The 16,399-nt window shown below is 40.5% G+C and carries 17 protein-coding genes; 6 read left to right on the forward strand and 11 right to left on the reverse strand.

Annotated features, from left to right (window positions below; translation table 11 throughout):
- Position 1 precedes the first annotated feature (1 nt).
- The 3 genes from ACN0T8_RS11210 (at position 2) to ybeD (ending at position 2,644) form a co-directional block, all read left to right on the forward strand.
- Positions 2–787 carry a septal ring lytic transglycosylase RlpA family protein gene (locus tag ACN0T8_RS11210; protein WP_417880715.1) on the forward strand — a complete coding sequence of 262 codons (786 nt, stop codon included), beginning with the start codon at positions 2–4 and terminating at the stop codon, positions 785–787.
- Positions 788–933: 146 nt separating this feature from the next.
- Positions 934–2,121, forward strand: a complete 1,188-nt coding sequence (locus ACN0T8_RS11215) for a serine hydrolase (protein WP_417880716.1) — start codon at positions 934–936, stop codon at positions 2,119–2,121.
- A 253-nt stretch (positions 2,122–2,374) separates the two neighbouring features.
- On the forward strand, positions 2,375–2,644 hold the full coding sequence (gene ybeD / locus ACN0T8_RS11220) for a DUF493 family protein YbeD (protein WP_027697515.1): 270 nt from the start codon (positions 2,375–2,377) through the stop codon (positions 2,642–2,644).
- Between the two features lie 70 nt (positions 2,645–2,714).
- Here ybeD and ACN0T8_RS11225 read toward each other — a convergent pair whose 3' ends face one another.
- Positions 2,715–2,864, reverse strand: coding sequence for a hypothetical protein (locus ACN0T8_RS11225; RefSeq protein ID WP_417880717.1), 150 nt, complete (start codon positions 2,862–2,864; stop codon positions 2,715–2,717).
- Positions 2,865–2,980: 116 nt separating this feature from the next.
- Here ACN0T8_RS11225 and lipB point away from each other — a divergent pair, with 116 nt between their 5' ends.
- Positions 2,981–3,673, forward strand: coding sequence for a lipoyl(octanoyl) transferase LipB (gene lipB, locus ACN0T8_RS11230; protein ID WP_417880718.1), 693 nt, complete (start codon positions 2,981–2,983; stop codon positions 3,671–3,673).
- Positions 3,674–3,709: 36 nt separating this feature from the next.
- Complete coding sequence (gene lipA, locus ACN0T8_RS11235; RefSeq protein ID WP_417880719.1) at positions 3,710–4,675, forward strand: lipoyl synthase; 966 nt, start codon at positions 3,710–3,712, stop codon at positions 4,673–4,675.
- Positions 4,676–4,868: 193 nt separating this feature from the next.
- Here lipA and ACN0T8_RS11240 read toward each other — a convergent pair whose 3' ends face one another.
- The 7 genes from ACN0T8_RS11240 to ACN0T8_RS11270 form a co-directional block, all read right to left on the reverse strand.
- Positions 4,869–6,119, reverse strand: coding sequence for a glutamate-5-semialdehyde dehydrogenase (locus tag ACN0T8_RS11240; RefSeq protein ID WP_417880720.1), 1,251 nt, complete (start codon positions 6,117–6,119; stop codon positions 4,869–4,871).
- A gap of 28 nt (positions 6,120–6,147) precedes the next feature.
- Positions 6,148–7,302 carry a glutamate 5-kinase gene (proB, locus tag ACN0T8_RS11245; protein ID WP_417880721.1) on the reverse strand — a complete coding sequence of 385 codons (1,155 nt, stop codon included), beginning with the start codon at positions 7,300–7,302 and terminating at the stop codon, positions 6,148–6,150.
- Positions 7,303–7,469: 167 nt separating this feature from the next.
- Positions 7,470–7,856 (reverse strand): sigma factor-binding protein Crl, encoded by a 387-nt coding sequence (gene crl / locus ACN0T8_RS11250; protein ID WP_417880722.1) that lies wholly within the window; start codon positions 7,854–7,856, stop codon positions 7,470–7,472.
- 86 nt (positions 7,857–7,942) lie between these two features.
- A complete protein-coding gene (gene frsA, locus ACN0T8_RS11255; RefSeq protein ID WP_417880723.1) occupies positions 7,943–9,184 on the reverse strand; it encodes an esterase FrsA in 1,242 nt (413 codons plus the stop codon).
- 28 nt (positions 9,185–9,212) lie between these two features.
- On the reverse strand, positions 9,213–9,491 hold the full coding sequence (locus tag ACN0T8_RS11260; RefSeq protein WP_417880724.1) for a GNAT family N-acetyltransferase: 279 nt from the start codon (positions 9,489–9,491) through the stop codon (positions 9,213–9,215).
- Positions 9,492–9,630: 139 nt separating this feature from the next.
- Positions 9,631–10,095: a xanthine phosphoribosyltransferase gene (gpt, locus tag ACN0T8_RS11265; protein WP_417880725.1), complete on the reverse strand. Its 465-nt coding sequence runs from the start codon at positions 10,093–10,095 to the stop codon at positions 9,631–9,633.
- A 38-nt stretch (positions 10,096–10,133) separates the two neighbouring features.
- Positions 10,134–11,429, reverse strand: coding sequence for an NCS2 family permease (locus tag ACN0T8_RS11270; protein ID WP_417880726.1), 1,296 nt, complete (start codon positions 11,427–11,429; stop codon positions 10,134–10,136).
- A 766-nt stretch (positions 11,430–12,195) separates the two neighbouring features.
- On the opposite strand from ACN0T8_RS11270, the gene ACN0T8_RS11275 reads away from it, so the two are divergent.
- On the forward strand, positions 12,196–13,668 hold the full coding sequence (locus ACN0T8_RS11275; protein WP_417880727.1) for an aminoacyl-histidine dipeptidase: 1,473 nt from the start codon (positions 12,196–12,198) through the stop codon (positions 13,666–13,668).
- Positions 13,669–13,740: 72 nt separating this feature from the next.
- Here ACN0T8_RS11275 and dinB read toward each other — a convergent pair whose 3' ends face one another.
- The 3 genes from dinB to ACN0T8_RS11290 all read right to left on the reverse strand — a co-directional run bounded on the left by dinB (position 13,741) and on the right by ACN0T8_RS11290 (position 16,223).
- Positions 13,741–14,799: a DNA polymerase IV gene (gene dinB / locus ACN0T8_RS11280; protein WP_417880812.1), complete on the reverse strand. Its 1,059-nt coding sequence runs from the start codon at positions 14,797–14,799 to the stop codon at positions 13,741–13,743.
- 167 nt (positions 14,800–14,966) lie between these two features.
- Positions 14,967–15,200: a (Na+)-NQR maturation NqrM gene (nqrM, locus tag ACN0T8_RS11285; protein WP_417880728.1), complete on the reverse strand. Its 234-nt coding sequence runs from the start codon at positions 15,198–15,200 to the stop codon at positions 14,967–14,969.
- 12 nt (positions 15,201–15,212) lie between these two features.
- Positions 15,213–16,223, reverse strand: a complete 1,011-nt coding sequence (locus ACN0T8_RS11290) for an FAD:protein FMN transferase (RefSeq protein ID WP_417880813.1) — start codon at positions 16,221–16,223, stop codon at positions 15,213–15,215.
- Between the last annotated feature and the right edge of the window lie 176 nt (positions 16,224–16,399).

Consider the following 16,399-nt stretch of genomic DNA (forward strand, 5'->3'; position numbering starts at 1 on the left):
AATGAAAAAATATTGCCGTTACGGCCTATGGCTGGCCTTCACACTTTTAGCGGGTTGCTCATCGTCTCCAGATGAGCGATATAAACTATCAGATGATGTCGCACCTGAAGATCCAATTTCTGTCGCCAATGTAGAAGATGCTCATCCTCGCTATGAGCCTTTTAGCCCTGGTGGCAACCGAGATTACACCCTACGAGGTAAAGATTATAAAATCGTTAAAGAAACCAAAAACTTTACTCAATCAGGCTATGCCTCTTGGTATGGTAAGAAATTTCATGGTCATTTAACATCAAACGGCGAAGTCTACGATATGTATTCCATGTCAGCGGCGCACAAAACCTTGCCTATCCCTAGCTATGTCAAAGTCACCAATACCGAAAATGGTAAAACCGCTATCGTTCGAATTAACGACCGTGGACCATTTCATGACGGCCGAATTATTGATTTAAGTTACGCTGCAGCCTACAAACTTGGTGTCTACCAAGCAGGTACTGCTCCAGTTAAAATTGATTATATTACGGTTCCCAGAAGCAAAGTAGATCATGCTTATTCCAAACAAGAGTACATGATCCAAGTTGCCGCCGTTTCTAATTTCGAAAAAGCGCGAACTTTAGCAAAAAATCTTGGTCAAAAATACGCATCACAATACAGTGTCGAAAACTCGAGCAGTATTAATCGCATCATGCTTGGCCCTTGGAAAGTTCAAGATCAAGCGAATGAAGTGCTTCATAAACTTCAACAAAGCGGCTACCAATCCGCCTTTATGAAGCACCGAACACGTAAATAAAATCAACAAAAACTTAGCGCTTTATCGTCTAGCGATTAAACGATGTTGCTAATTTCGTAGACTTTGATCCATATCTGATTTCTAGAGAAGTTTCTGTTAGAATGCGAAAAATTTACTTCCACTAAAATATTGATAGCATTTATCTCATGAAAAATACGGCTAAATATCTAACATCATTGCTAGTACCTTCATTAGCACTTTCAGCATCTTTGGTTTCATTGAATGCTTCTGCATCCGATCCTATCGTAGTACCTAATGCTCCAGAAATTGCAGCAAAAAGCTTTGTGTTAATGGATTACCATTCAGGCAAAATTTTAGCTGAGAAAAATTTGGATGAGCGTCTCCATCCTGCGAGCTTAACTAAAATGCTAACCAGCTATGTAATTGGTCAAGAACTTAAATCAGGTAGCATTTCACGCTCTGATGAAGTTGTGATCAGTGAAAAAGCTTGGGCGAAAAACTTCCCTGATTCTTCAAAAATGTTCATTGAAGTGGGTAAAACCGTAACGGTTGATAAATTAAACCAAGGTATTATCGTCACTTCAGGTAACGATGCTTGTGTTGCAATGGCTGAGCACATTGCCGGTTCTGAAGATTCATTTGTCGACTTAATGAACCAATGGGCACAAAAAATCGGCATGGTGAATTCTCACTTTGTGAATGCTCATGGCCTAGACAATGATGAGCATTACTCGACTGCACACGACCTTGCAATTTTAGGTGCTGCATTAATTCGTGACGTACCAGAAGAGTACAAAATCTACTCTCAAAAATCATTCACTTATAACGGTATTACTCAATACAACCGTAATGGTCTATTGTGGGATAAGAGCATGCACGTAGATGGCATTAAAACAGGCCATACAAGCGGTGCAGGCTATAACCTAGTAACCTCTGCAACAGAAGGCGATATGCGCCTAGTATCTGTTGTAATGGGCACTAAAAGTGAAAACGCACGGAAAGCAGAAAGCAAAAAGCTTCTCAACTTCGGCTTCCGCTTCTTTGAAACCGTTGCACCACACAAAGCGGGCGAAGAGTTTGTTAAAGAAAAAATCTGGATGGGCGATAAGAGCGAAATCTCTTTAGGTGTGCAAGAGAATACTTTTGTCACTGTGCCTCGTGGTCAAGCGAAAAACCTAGCGGCTAGCTTTGTATTAGATAAAGAGCTTAAAGCTCCTATTAACAAAGGTGAAGTAGTTGGTAAACTGTTCTACCAATTAAATGGTAAGGATGTTGCTGAGTACCCACTTGTTGCTCAAGAAGATGTAAAAGAAGGAGGTGTTTTCAGCCGCCTAATCGATTACATTGTTCTACTATTTAAGAGTTGGTTCTAAGTCTCTTACAGCCAATAAGTAGAATTAACTAACATCAATAGCCGCATTCATTGCGGCTTTTTATTTTTTGATATCTTTAGAAGATTTAAATGATAAATCGTTAATTTTATTTAAATTCCTAATCAATACCCCATCAACTTAAAACAAATGCACATAATCTATGCGATATGGATAGTACGTGATAGTTGAGATCCTACGTCAATCCCATTACTATTCACGCTTTATCGCACCTTTCCCCTTTCAGGAGCACGGTATGCAAGAGCAACCAAAACTAAAAGATTTACTTGAATTCCCATGCCAATTTACCTACAAAGTGATGGGCTATGCGAAGCCAGAGTTACCGGATCTTGTTCTCAGCGTTATTCAAAAACACGCACCAGGTGATTACTCTCCAAGCGTTAAACCAAGTGGTAAAGGTACCTACAACTCGGTATCAGTCACCATTACTGCCACTTCAATTGAGCAAGTTGAGACCTTATATAAAGAGCTTGGTGAAATTGAAATCGTACGAATGGTTTTATAATATTTTTTAAAAGAACCTTTTATACCCAAATGACTTCAAGATGCAGAATTCAGAGCTATCATCCAATCCTTTAGGCAAGGAAGATTGGCGAAGGAATGTAAGCACCTTTCAAACCAATCTGACGCAGCATAAAGCTTGTTTTATTCTTGCTGAAACTTGCACCTGAAGTTACTTGGGTATATACAAACCAAGTTTGGATCGGTTCAAATAACGACAACAAATCACTATACCCTTACTACTAGTGAGTAGTTACTGGCACTAAAGAGGTTTATAATCGTTAGCTGATCCAATTTTAACCTCCTTAAATACACATCACTCTGCGTTAGGATTTTGCTCATGGATAGTCAATCAACTCAGGCCGAGACATTAGAACTCCCTACTGCATCACCAAATCATGTTGTGATTAGGAAACTCGGTCGTCAAGACTACCTTCCCATTTGGCAAGCAATGCATCGATTTACTGACCAAAGAAATGCTCAGACAGTTGATGAAGTTTGGCTAGTTGAACATAATCCCGTATTCACCCAAGGCCAGGCTGGTAAAGTAGAGCATTTATTAAATACTGGAGATATTCCCGTAGTGCAGAGTGACCGTGGAGGTCAAGTGACCTATCATGGGCCGGGGCAAATTGTCGCTTATTTCATGATAAACTTACGCCGTAAAAATATCGGTGTGCGTGAACTGGTAACAAATATCGAAAACATCGTCATTGCCACTCTCAATGAATTTGATATCACATCTACCGCACGACCAGATGCTCCGGGTGTGTATGTTGAACAGCGTAAAATCTGCTCATTAGGTTTACGCATTCGTAAAGGATGTTCTTTTCATGGCCTAGCCTTAAACGTCAATATGGATTTATCACCATTTTTGCGTATTAATCCTTGTGGGTATGCAGGTATGGAAATGATACAAGTGAAAGATGTTAACGGACCAAACTCCGTTGCCAGTGTTGAAGCCGTGTTAATTGAAAAAATCACTCAGCAACTTGAATATACTCAAGTTGACGTTACGACAGAAAGCCGCTGAAAATCAGCGTCCGCTTTAAAAAGTAAGTAGGAAGTTATGAGTAAACCAATCCAAATGGAAAAAGGCGTTAAGTATCGTGACGCTGATAAAATGGCACTAATTCCAACCAAAACGGTTGCCGTGGAAAAGACGGAGATCTTACGCAAGCCGGAATGGATGAAAATAAAACTGCCCGCGGATAGTCAACGTATTCAAGATATCAAAGCTGCGATGCGTAAAAATGATCTTCACTCAGTTTGTGAAGAAGCATCTTGTCCAAACCTTGCAGAATGCTTTAATCACGGTACCGCAACCTTTATGATTTTAGGCGCAATTTGTACTCGCCGTTGCCCTTTTTGTGATGTGGCACATGGTCGTCCTAATGCACCGGAAGCCAACGAACCACAGAAACTGGCGCAAACTATTTCTGATATGAAACTAAAATACGTGGTGATCACCTCAGTTGACCGTGATGATCTACGTGATGGCGGCGCACAACACTTTGCTGAGTGTAATAAAGCGATTCGTGAAAAAAATCCAAATATTAAAATTGAAACCTTAGTACCTGATTTCCGTGGTCGTATGGATGTTGCACTAGATCTAATGAAAGACAACCCACCAGATGTGTTTAACCACAACTTAGAAACTGCACCTCGCTTATACCGCCGAGCTCGCCCTGGTGCCAACTATAAATGGTCTCTGCAACTCCTGCAGAAATTTAAAGAACAGCATCCGCATATTCCAACCAAGTCAGGCTTAATGATGGGCTTAGGTGAAACTAAAGAAGAAATTATCGAAGTACTAAAAGATCTACGATCTCATGGCGTGACTATGTTGACACTAGGACAATACTTAGCGCCAAGCCGTCACCACTTACCAGTTGAACGCTATGTACCGCCTTCTGAGTTTGATGAGCTTAAAGAAATCGCTCTAGAACTAGGCTTTACCCATGCAGCATGTGGACCATTTGTACGTTCTTCATACCATGCCGATATGCAAGCACAAGGGATTGAAATTAAGTAAACAACGAAGCTCGGTATGCGGGCGCTTCGCTGCTCGTGACTCGAAAAAGAAAGGTTAATTTTGAGTTTATAGCTTTGAGATAAGCATAAAAAAGATCGCGACTTAAATCGCGATCTTTTTTGTTTCTGGTAACTTCGCAGTTCGGAAAGGACAACGTCGAGAAACGAGCTTCCGAGTCACGAGATTCAGCTGTTTATTGTCGAATTAAATAATCCGCCTTACCCACCCACTTATAGCTTGTTAGCTCTTCTAAGCCCATAGGGCCGCGTGCATGCAGTTTCTGTGTAGACACTGCCACCTCTGCACCCAAACCAAATTGAGCACCATCAGTGAAGCGTGTAGAAGCATTTACGTATACTGCTGCCGAACCTGCCGAGTTAATGAATAATTCAGCGTTACGAATGGATTCTGTCATGATGGCATCTGAATGGCTCGCATTATGTACCTGCATATGGTCAATCGCTTCCGCAATATCGCTAACGACTTTAATCCCTAAGGTATAGCTTAACCATTCAGTATCAAAGTCGCCTTCTTGTGCATCACGTACTTGTTCATTTTTACCTAATATTGCTTTTGCTTTTGGTTCAGCCACTAAGGCGACTTTTTCACCGAACCGTTTTGTTAATTTAGGTAAAAATTCAGCGGCAACTTTTTCATGCACCAATAACGTATCAAGAGAGTTACAAGCCGATGGACGTTGTACTTTCGCATTTTCAATCACATCGATAGATTTTGCTAAATCTGCCGTTTCATCGACAAAAATATGGCTAATCCCAAAACCACCAATGATCACAGGAATCGTGCTATTTTCTTTACACATTTTATGCAGCCCCGCACCACCACGAGGAATGATCATATCGACATAATCATCCAGTTTTAGCAATTGTGAAACCAATTCACGATCAGGCTTTTCAATGTACTGCACGGAAGCAGCAGGTAAGCCGGCTTTTTTAAGTGCAATTTGAATCACTTTGACCAATTCCATATTAGAAAAGAAGGTCTCTTTGCCACCACGTAAAATACTGGCATTACCAGTTTTCAAACACAAAGCGGCAATATCAATCGTCACATTAGGGCGTGCTTCATAAATCACACCGACAACACCTAAAGGCACGCGACGACGTGAAAGTGACATGCCATTTTCTAGAACCTTGCTATCAATCTCACTACCAACTGGGTCATTCAGGTTAATTACATTACGCACATCAGCCGCAATGCCCGCTAAACGAGACTCATCGAGCAACAAACGATCTAAAAGCGCTTCGGTTAACCCCGCTTGACGGCCTAATTCAATGTCTTGAGCATTAGCCTCTAAAATCGTACTTGCGTTTGCTTCAAGCTCATCTGCAATGATAGAGAGTGCTTTATTTTTTTGAGTGGTTGAGGCTGTCGTTAACTGAAATGCGGCTTGCTTTGCCGCTTGACCCATTAATGTTAAATCCACAATCTTTTCCTTAAATTCTTTTGCCAAACTATTCTTGAATAACAACTAAATCATCACGATGAATAATGGTAGCACCATACGCATAGCCTAGTGTTGCTTCAATCTCAGTACTGTGTTTACCGATCAATAGTGCTAATTCGGTATCTGAATAGCTCACAATACCTTTGGCTAACAATTGCCCTTTCTGATTACGTAAGCGAACCACATCTCCACGAGAGAAAGCACCTTGAGTTTGCGTGATGCCCTTAGCTAATAAACTACTGCCTCGCTCGATAACCGCTTTAGCGGCACCGTCATCTAAAACTAAATCGCCCACAGAAGCAGGGCCAGCTAAGATCCAGCGTTTACGATTTTCTAATGACTCTTCTAAAGCCAAAAAACGAGTACCTTGAGGATTATCACTTAAGGTATCAATTATTACATTCGGACTGCTTCCTGCAGCTATCACCACTTCAATGCCAGTACGTCTTGCAATATCCGCCGCCTGTAACTTCGTCGCCATACCGCCCGTACCTAAAGTTGTCCCACTGCCTCCTGCGATTTTACGCAGAGTTTCATCAATGGTTTTCACTTCTCGGATTAATTCTGCATCAGGGTTCTTTCTAGGATCTGCCGTGAATAAGCCCGACTGATCAGTCAATAGCAATAATTTATCGGCGCTACATAAAATACCAACTAATGCCGAAAGGTTATCATTATCGCCAACTTTAATTTCGGCTGTTGCTACCGCATCATTTTCATTAACCACGGGTACAATGCCGTGTTCAATCAAGGTATTAATGGTATCTCGCGCATTCAGAAAACGTTCACGGTCTTTCAAATCAGCACGAGTAAGAAGCATTTGGCCAATTTTAATTCCGTACAATTCAAATAATGATTCCCAAACTTGAATCAAGCGGCTTTGCCCAACGGCGGCCAATAATTGCTTGCTTGCCATTGAGTTGGGTAATGTAGGGTAACCAAGATGCTCTCGTCCTGCAGCAATTGCCCCCGAAGAGACAATTACGATTTGATGGCCTTGGTTTTTTAACTCTGCACATTGGCGAACAAGATCAACCATACGAGCTTTATTAATTTCTAAAGTTCCGCCGGTCAGCACGCTGGTTCCCAGTTTTACCACTATGGTTTGAGATTCCAGTTGGCTGTTGTTTCCGTTTTGATTTGAAGAGGCTTGAGTTGACATGTGTTTCCTGTCAAAAATGAAAATTATAAAAGGGTATACCCAAGTAAAAGATATCTTGATGTTGTATCAATACAAACGCCATTTCACAAGTAAAACATAAGGCGTGTTGCGGATAATCCACAAACACGCCCTACAATATTCTCTATTCGGGATAATGTTTCGGCTAATTACAGAGTATCAACCGAATTTTTATGAAGATTAACCGTGTAGTTGTAATTTCCAGACAATACAGAAACGAGCTTTTTATGAAATTCGTCTAATGTCCTTTCCACTTCAAGTTGTGTTTTTTTAGGGATAGCCATATCAACCCAATCACCTTTTTCATCGTATTTACCCAAGGTATAGTTGGCGATAAAGTTATCATTTTGCTTACTTAACTCTAACCACCAGCCCCAAAACTCTCTTAACTCTGGTGACTTTTTATCATCCACACAGACAGACAAGCAATCAAACAAGTAAATCCCTGACTTACATTCACCTTCACGTAAATAAGGGCCAATCGCTTTCAAAGCGGTCATTAAACGATAGTGAGTTGGTGCAGAAGCGTCAGTCATTGAATTCTCCATACATTATTATAATTTAAGAAGATCAATAATCCATTGACCTCAGTTATCTATAGTTCACTATTCGATCACAAATGTCACTTTTTGAGTGCTACTTTCAACCAGTCGACTGCAGAAGTGAGCGCTTGATCATAACCCTGTGAAATTGACTTTGTTCTCAATTCAATCGCTTTACCACCATGACTAAAACTTGCCAGACTCTGATTATCCATCTTAGAACCTACCGGATCGCCTTCTAATCCCAACGCTAAAATTGGTACGGTTGTTTTTCTCCCAGCAAGCAAACCTTGTGATTTCAATGACCACGCACGAACTTGCTTAGAAAAACTCGTAATATCCACGGCGTTTTTACCCATGCGAGATGCCAAAGTATCCAAGTACATCTTCGGCATTATGCTGAATTTATTCGCATCAGACAGTAGATCATGAATAGGTGCACCTAAAGCAACGCACGCTGTTATTTTGTCTTGCTCGATAAATGAAAGCCTTGCCATCACATTGCCAGCAAATCGGAAACCGACTAAGCCAACTTTATAGTGATCAACCCAAGGGATATTTGGCAACTCATTCAGTACTGCTTGATGTAGGCAGCTTGAATCTTCGGTCATTGACCAATGAATATTGGCACCAACACCCGGCATATCGACCGTAAGCATGCCTATCTCATGTTTGGCAAGAAAGTCTCGAAATAAACGCCACATGTCGGTTTGTAGGCTATCAATTCCCGCACTCACGATCACAACAGGTAGCGACTTTTCTGTGTGAGGTAGATGAAGATTAGCCATGATCTTTTTGTTTTTATATGGGACTTTCAGTTGCTTTGTGACATAAGGGCTATGTTCCATCGCATCAGAATAAGCTTTATTGGCAAGCACTTGAGCCTGAATAGAGAGATTATCCCCCTTAAGGTGTGGATAGCTGGCAACGCTAAAGCATAAGCTAGCAATAAAGTATTCATTCGAAGCTACCTCGCCACTCAGTTGAGCTGCCTTTTTCTGATGAATCGCACCTTGTTGCGACCATTCATATGACCAGTTTCCTGGACGATATCCAGCTACAGTATCAAGCCAATCAGGATGATTATGTTTGTTACCTGAACTAGCGATACGAGCAAGGACTGATTCAATTTCAATTGGGTCTAACCCCTGCCAAATCCACTGCATACGCCGCAAAGCTCGATACCAGGCACTTTTGCTACGTTTTTGATTACTATCCAATAATGCCTGACTTTCCGATAGATAGCTGATGAAACTTGACGTTTCTTTGGCATGCTGATGCTTTTTAAACAGTGATTCAGATAAATTCTTACTTGGTTCCAAGGAATATCTCCACTCGCTTTTTCAATCATTATTTCGCCAGCAAATGCTGCCATTTAGCATGACGCTCTAGATATACCACCGCATAACTACAAACCGGTCGGACTTTTAGATTATGCGAATCAATATCAGCCAGCACAGTTTCCATTAAGATTTTGCCACAACCTTGTCCGCGTAATTCATCAGGTACAAAAGTATGGGTAATCGTTAAAACATCATTATGTTGGAGGTAATCTAAATGTGCCCAATAATTCGCTATCACTTCAACTTCATAACGCTGCTTGGATTGATCATGTTTGAGTGCGGTCATATAAAATCCTTCAAATAAAAATCAATAGCTCGAATGGGTAGAATAACGCTTACCACCTAGGTTATGCCAATCAATTCATCGCAAAAAAACAAAAAACCCCGCAAATTGCAGGGTTTTTATCACTTAATAAAATATTGGGTTATTTTTGCTTACGATTGACTGGTTCTTCAAATTGAAGCGTCATATCCCAAGGCTGCTCAATCCATGTATCTTGAGGAATATCAACAATATATTCATCGACAAGAGCTTGGCCAGCAGGCTTAGCACATACCGTAATAAGTTTAGCTTTAGGATACATCTTACGAATATGGCGAGCAGTATCGCCACTATCTACTAAATCATCGACGATCAAGAAACCATCACCGTCACCTTCAATCGTTTTTAAGACTTTCATCTCACGCTGGTGATCGTGGTCGTAGCTAGAAATACAAATCGTATCAACATAGCGAATACCAAGTTCACGAGCCAAAATAGCTGCAGGTACTAAACCACCACGGCTAACACCAACAATACCTTTCCACTGTTCAGCTGGCATTTGCTTGGCCGCTAATTGACGACAATACATTTGCATATTGTCCCAAGTGATCACGAATTTATTACTCATAATATAAAACCTGCTTTGTTTTTGTTTCTAAAGTGCAATTAAGCACCCGTAAGAATGAATTTCAACAAGAATACTAAGGCTAGAATCCAAACGCCAATGTTCACTTCACGCGCTTTACCGCTAAGTAGTTTAATCGCTGCATAGGTCACAAAACCCATTGCGATACCTTCAGCAATCGAAAAGGTTAATGGCATTAATAAGCAAACTACGGCCACTGGTGCCGCTTCACTTAAATCGTCCCACTCAATATTAACAAGACCAGATAACATCAAGATAGCCACATAAAATAATGCGCCTGTTGTTGCATAGGCTGGAACCATTCCGGCTAATGGTGAGAAGAATAATGCAAGAAGGAATAAAATACCAACGACAACTGCTGTTAAGCCTGTGCGACCGCCTACCGCGACACCAGCGGTACTCTCAACAAATGATGTAGTATTTGACGTACCTAATAATGCACCAATCGAAGTAGCCGTTGAGTCAGATAAAAGCGCTTTATTCAAACGAGGAATCTTACCATCTTTACCAATAAAGCCCGCTTTATTTGCTACACCGACTAATGTGCCAGCGGTATCAAATAAATCGACAAACAAGAAAGCAAATACAACTGAGATCATTCCCACATCTAAAATCGCAGAGAAATCAAGCTGTAAGAAAGTAGGAGCAATACTTGGTGGCATTGAAACAATCCCACCATAAGCCACATCACCTAAAATCACACCAATTGCAGTAATCGCCAAAATAGCAATCATTACCGCCGCTTTGAAGCCACGATGAACGAATACGATGGTTAATATAAAACCTAATGCGCCTAAAATAGCGGGGATCGAGGTTAAATCGCCTACGGTCACCAATGTTGCTGGACTACCGACTACGATACCTGCGTTCTTTAATGCAATTAACGCTAAGAAAAGACCGATACCAGCAGAAATACCTAAACGTAATGACATAGGAATCGAGTTAATAATAAGCTCACGTATTTTAAATAAGCTTAATATGATGAATAGGATACCCGAGCAAAATACTGCTGCCAAAGCGACCTGCCAAGTGTGTCCCATTCCTAGTACAACCGTATAGGTAAAGAAAGCATTTAGCCCCATACCTGGCGCTTGAGCAATTGGGTAGTTTGCATAGAAGCCCATAATGAAACAGCCAATTGCTGCAGCAAGACATGTAGCCACAAAGACTGAGCCATGATCCATTCCAGCTTGAGATAAAATTGCAGGGTTAACAAAAATAATATAAGCCATCGTCAAGAACGTCGTAACGCCGGCTAAGACTTCGGTTTTCACGTTAGTACCGTGCTCCGATAACTTAAATAACTTTTCTAACATGTGATGTTCCTAAAATGTGCGTAGCAGCAAAATCTAAACGGTTGCGCAATCGTTTGAATGAAAAGGCGTGTAGTTTTCCAAATAATGATAATGAAAGCAAACTGTATCTGATACAAATATCAATTTTAATGATTTTTGCTCGAGATACCTCGATGCTTTCACCAAAAGTGGCTTCAGATGCAAATAACTTGAGTATACGAATAAAAAAAAACCACCTAAACAATAGGTGGCGATAGAATGCTGTAACCTTAGCGGCCCATCTATTCCAAACAATAAGGGGTAATACAAACAAACATCGGATCTCTTCAATAACGAGTACCCTAAGTAATGGATACCACTTGCTATCAATCACTCAATATTTGCACACATCTAAGGCAGCAATCACTTCGTGTTTACTATCATTAAATAAGTGACGAGATAATACACGATAAGTAATTAAATTACGAACTATATTTGCAATTACAATTTAATCGAAAAATACACAATAACAATCACTAAAATTAGTAATAAAATTACACAACAGTAAAAACGACTAAGCCTTAAAGTTTGATACACCTCAATTGAAGGTATTTATCTTATCTCTATGCTGTACATCCCGCCTTTCAAGTAGCATTATTCTACTTATACTATACATACCCGCAGTAATTACCTCCGCAGTACAGCGAAAGTACACTGTCAACAAAGCGGTAACTTCAAGTACCAAGGGTATATTTCTACTATCTTTTTAACACCATAAAAGGTAGCAATATTCAGTTAGGAGTCTTTTGTGTCGAATCAACATTCTGAAATCAGTCAACTATCCCCTCAACCTGTTTGGCAATTTTTCGATAAAATCTGCTCCATTCCTCATCCATCAAAACATGAGGAAGCCCTTGCTCAGTACATCGTGGAGTGGGCAACCTCACAAAACTTACCTGTTAAACGTGATGAAGCGGGTAATATCTTTATTACTAAACCTGCAACCGCGGGAATGGAAAATAAAAAGAAAGTCGTTCTTCAAGCGCATATTGATATGGTGCCGCAAAAAAATGAAGACACAACACACGACTTCACTAAAGATCCCATCCAACCTTACATTGATGGGGAATGGGTAACGGCTAAAGGGACGACACTAGGTGCTGACAACGGTATGGGTATGGCTTCATGCTTAGCAGTCCTCGCTTCGACAGACATTAAACACGGCCCATTAGAAGTGCTGCTGACCATTGATGAAGAAGCCGGCATGACAGGTGCTTTTGCCCTACAAGAAGGCTGGCTTGATTCAGATATCCTGCTCAACACCGATTCAGAGCAAGAAGGCGAAATCTATATGGGTTGTGCTGGTGGTGTGAACGCTTCCATTATTTTTGATCTAAAGCGTGAGGCAACCCCAAACGATCACACTACACTAAAACTTGCCGTTAAAGGTTTTAAAGGAGGTCACTCTGGTTGTGATATTCACACTGGTCGCGGTAATGCCAATAAATTTCTTGCTCGCTTCCTATTCAAACAAGCGAAAAACTTAGATTTACGTGTGATTGAATTCCAGGGTGGTAGTCTTCGTAATGCCATTCCACGTGAAGCTGCCGCGATTATCACCGTACCAATAACAAAACAAGCTGAACTGACCGAGGCATTCAATCAATACACGGCTTTAGTTCAACAAGAACTTGGTCAAATTGAAACCGCACTAACTAGTCAAATTACTGAAGCTAGCAGCCAATTCTCACCATTGACTCAATCTGTTCAATCACGCTTTATTGCCGCATTAAATAGCTGTCCAAATGGCGTAATTCGCATGGATGATAATATTGAAGGTGTGGTGGAAACATCACTCAACGTAGGCGTAATCACGACAGAAGAAAACAAAATCACCATTCTTTGCCTAGTTCGCTCATTGATTGATTCTGGCCGAGAAATGGTTGAAGGTACTTTGGCATCGTTAGCGGAACTTGCTGGCGCCAATATTCAATTTGATGGTGCTTATCCTGGTTGGAAACCGGATCCAAACTCACAAATCATGCATATCTTCCGAGAAGTTTATGAAGACATTTATGGCCGTAAACCAAACATTATGGTAATCCATGCAGGTCTTGAATGTGGTCTATTTAAGAAACCATACCCGAATATGGATATGATTTCGTTTGGCCCAACCATTAAGTTTCCACATTCTCCAGATGAAAAAGTAGAGATCGCCAGTGTGGCACTTTACTGGGAGCAAATGATTGCCATTTTGGAAAATATTCCAGAAAAAGAGTAAATACGTTGCTCGGTTAGCGTTTCTCGTTTCTCGATTAGCCCTCGAGAAACGAGACTCGCCACTCGAGAATCGTTAAATCAAACACAGTTGCCTTTCTAGCTCCTCTGGCTTTAGCATCACACTAACCCCAAGCAAACGTATTTCACGTCCCTTTTGACGAGTCAGCACTTCTTGTAGCAATTCCTTATAATCTTCGAGCTTAAATAACTGAGCATTATGCTCAATTGTTGTTTGTTGAAAATCAGAAAACTTTACTTTAATACCTTGTTTAGTAATTGCTTTTGATGGTGAAACTTTAAGTAATCGCTTATCTAATTCTGGGTAGAGCTTTTGCTCAATAACTTGCCAACATTCATCAAAGCTTGAAATATTCTCACTAAAGGTTCTTTCAACTCCCATCGATTTACGATTGCGTTCAACAACCACTTCACGATTATCAATACCATTACTTTTCTTCCATAAAGAAGCGCCCAGCAAGCCAAACTGACTTAATAAATCACGATAATTAGATTGTCGAACATCCAAACAAGTATACAAACCAGCTTGATGTAGTTTCTCAATGGTTACTTTACCAACACCCGGAATTTTCTCTAATACTAGGCCATCAATCGTTTGCTGAACCTTCTCTGGTGGAATAACAGTAATACCATTAGGTTTGTTTAGATCAGAAGCTATCTTAGCTAAGAATTTAAGTGGAGCAACTCCAGCTGATGCGGTTAGATTGAGTTCACGCTCAATATCGGCCCGAATGGCTTCCGCAATTAAGGTCGCCGAGCCATGTAGTATTTTACTATTGGTGACATCTAAATAAGCTTCATCTAGGGATAGTGGTTCAATCACTGAAGTATAACGGGAAAATATTTCTCGAATCTGCTTGGATACTTGGCGATAAACACTCATTCGTCCATTCACCAAAGTTAAATGTGGACATAACTGATAAGCTTTTGCTGTGGATAGTGCTGATCGCACCCCATATTGCCGCGCGATATAGTTACAAGTACTGATCACACCACGCTGCTTACTGCTTCCTCCTACCGCAAATGGGACATCGCGGTACTGAGGGAAATCTCTCATTTCCACTGCAGCAAAAAAGCAGTCCATATCAATATGAATAATTTTACGATCAGCCATCATTACAATCCACCATCACAATAGCTAGCCATCAATACAATTAGCACAATTACTGTATAAAAACACAGTTAAATAATAGCGCTATTTGTCAAAACTACCAAACAATAAAAATGCCCCAACTCTTGTAAGAAGGGGCATTGAAATAGAAATATCGATATTAAATCATTTTACATGATTCGATCACTTTCCCATTTCGCTAATTTTTCAGCTCTTAGGGCTGCTTTCGCTTCACGCTTTTTCCGTGCATCACAAGGCTCAGGGCAATTGCAGACCTTATCGACGCCTACCGCACCTAAACCACCACAGCTACCTTTTACCACTTTATTTTGAAAAATGTAGCCTACTGACATGGCTACAATGACAGCCAAAAATATTAAAAATGTAATTCCATAAGTTGCCATAAAGCACCTCGTTTAATGTGTGTCTTTCAAATACGGCTTAAACGCATCTGAACTGAATTCTTTAAAACCATCTTCTGTTTTTACAATATATAAAACAGGGATATTATTTTGATTGGCAATACGCAATCCGTCTTCTTCACCCAATACCATCAAGCCAGTCGACAAACCATCGGCGGTCATACAAGAGGGATGTAAAACCGTCACTGAAACCACTTTATTACTAATTGGGTTACCTGTTTTCGGATTAATAATATGCGAATAGCGAACACTATCTTCTTCAAAGTAGTTACGGTAATCGCCTGAAGTCGCAATCGCCATATCACCCGGTTCAATAATATTTTCCACTGAACGCTGATTCACAACTGGTTTTTCTACCGCGATACGCCATGATACACCATCACGGTTCTTACCTTTAACACGAATTTCACCGCCCACTTCAACCATGTAATTATGAATGCCAACAGATTCTAAATAATCGGCAACTTCATCCGTACCACGGCCTTTCGCAATACTTGATAAATCCACATACAACTCTGGAATATCCTTGATTAAAGCATCACCGGTTTCGCTGAGGTGTTCAATACCCGTTATTTTACGACGCTCAGATAACATTTCAGGGGTTGGTACGACATCAGGGCGATCTTCTGGACCAAATCCCCATAGGTTCACAATAGGCCCAACCGTTACATCCATCGCGCCTTCAGTTAGCTTATTAATGCGCAACGCTTCACGTACTACCGCTGCCGTATCACTAGAGACAGGAAAAGGTTCATTATTCGTATGTTGGTTAAAACGGCTTAATTCAGAGTCCTCTCTGTAAGTCGACATTTCATCGTTGACCTTTTCTAATACTTTGTCGATTTCTTTTTGTAAAACCTCAGGCTTTAGCTGCCCGTCTTGAACAATATATTTAACATTATAGCCAGTTCCCATCGTGGGACCGGATAAATGCACTTGCTCTGCAGGCTTGGAACACCCCGTTAACAATAAACCAAAAACAATGATAAAAAGCCAAGTTTGCATTGACTTAGCAAGTTGAATCATTCGTAATTTCACTTGCTTACTCCTTTGAAAGGTATTAATAAAAACATTAGAAATCAGCGATAAATGCTTGTCAGATATATCCATTTCTAATGATTCTAAAAAACTATTCGCTTTAAAAAACAATGGCTGACTTAAGTAAGTCAGCCATTATTATC

The sequence above is a fragment of the Vibrio sp. genome, from assembly GCF_048266485.1.
Classification (GTDB): Bacteria; Pseudomonadota; Gammaproteobacteria; order Enterobacterales; family Vibrionaceae; genus Vibrio.

Excerpts from the sequence above, each read along its gene's own strand:
- ACN0T8_RS11210 (WP_417880715.1), top strand. The coding sequence starts at position 2 with ATGAAAAAATATTGCCGTTACGGCCTATGGCTGGCCTTCACACTTTTA.
- ACN0T8_RS11215 (WP_417880716.1), top strand. The coding sequence starts at position 934 with ATGAAAAATACGGCTAAATATCTAACATCATTGCTAGTACCTTCATTA.
- ybeD (WP_027697515.1), top strand. The coding sequence starts at position 2,375 with ATGCAAGAGCAACCAAAACTAAAAGATTTACTTGAATTCCCATGCCAA.
- lipB (WP_417880718.1), top strand. The coding sequence starts at position 2,981 with ATGGATAGTCAATCAACTCAGGCCGAGACATTAGAACTCCCTACTGCA.
- lipA (WP_417880719.1), top strand. The coding sequence starts at position 3,710 with ATGAGTAAACCAATCCAAATGGAAAAAGGCGTTAAGTATCGTGACGCT.
- proB (WP_417880721.1), bottom strand. The coding sequence starts at position 7,302 with ATGTCAACTCAAGCCTCTTCAAATCAAAACGGAAACAACAGCCAACTG.
- crl (WP_417880722.1), bottom strand. The coding sequence starts at position 7,856 with ATGACTGACGCTTCTGCACCAACTCACTATCGTTTAATGACCGCTTTG.
- ACN0T8_RS11260 (WP_417880724.1), bottom strand. The coding sequence starts at position 9,491 with ATGACCGCACTCAAACATGATCAATCCAAGCAGCGTTATGAAGTTGAA.
- gpt (WP_417880725.1), bottom strand. The coding sequence starts at position 10,095 with ATGAGTAATAAATTCGTGATCACTTGGGACAATATGCAAATGTATTGT.
- ACN0T8_RS11270 (WP_417880726.1), bottom strand. The coding sequence starts at position 11,429 with ATGTTAGAAAAGTTATTTAAGTTATCGGAGCACGGTACTAACGTGAAA.
- dinB (WP_417880812.1), bottom strand. The coding sequence starts at position 14,799 with ATGGCTGATCGTAAAATTATTCATATTGATATGGACTGCTTTTTTGCT.
- nqrM (WP_417880728.1), bottom strand. The coding sequence starts at position 15,200 with ATGGCAACTTATGGAATTACATTTTTAATATTTTTGGCTGTCATTGTA.
- ACN0T8_RS11290 (WP_417880813.1), bottom strand. The coding sequence starts at position 16,223 with ATGCAAACTTGGCTTTTTATCATTGTTTTTGGTTTATTGTTAACGGGG.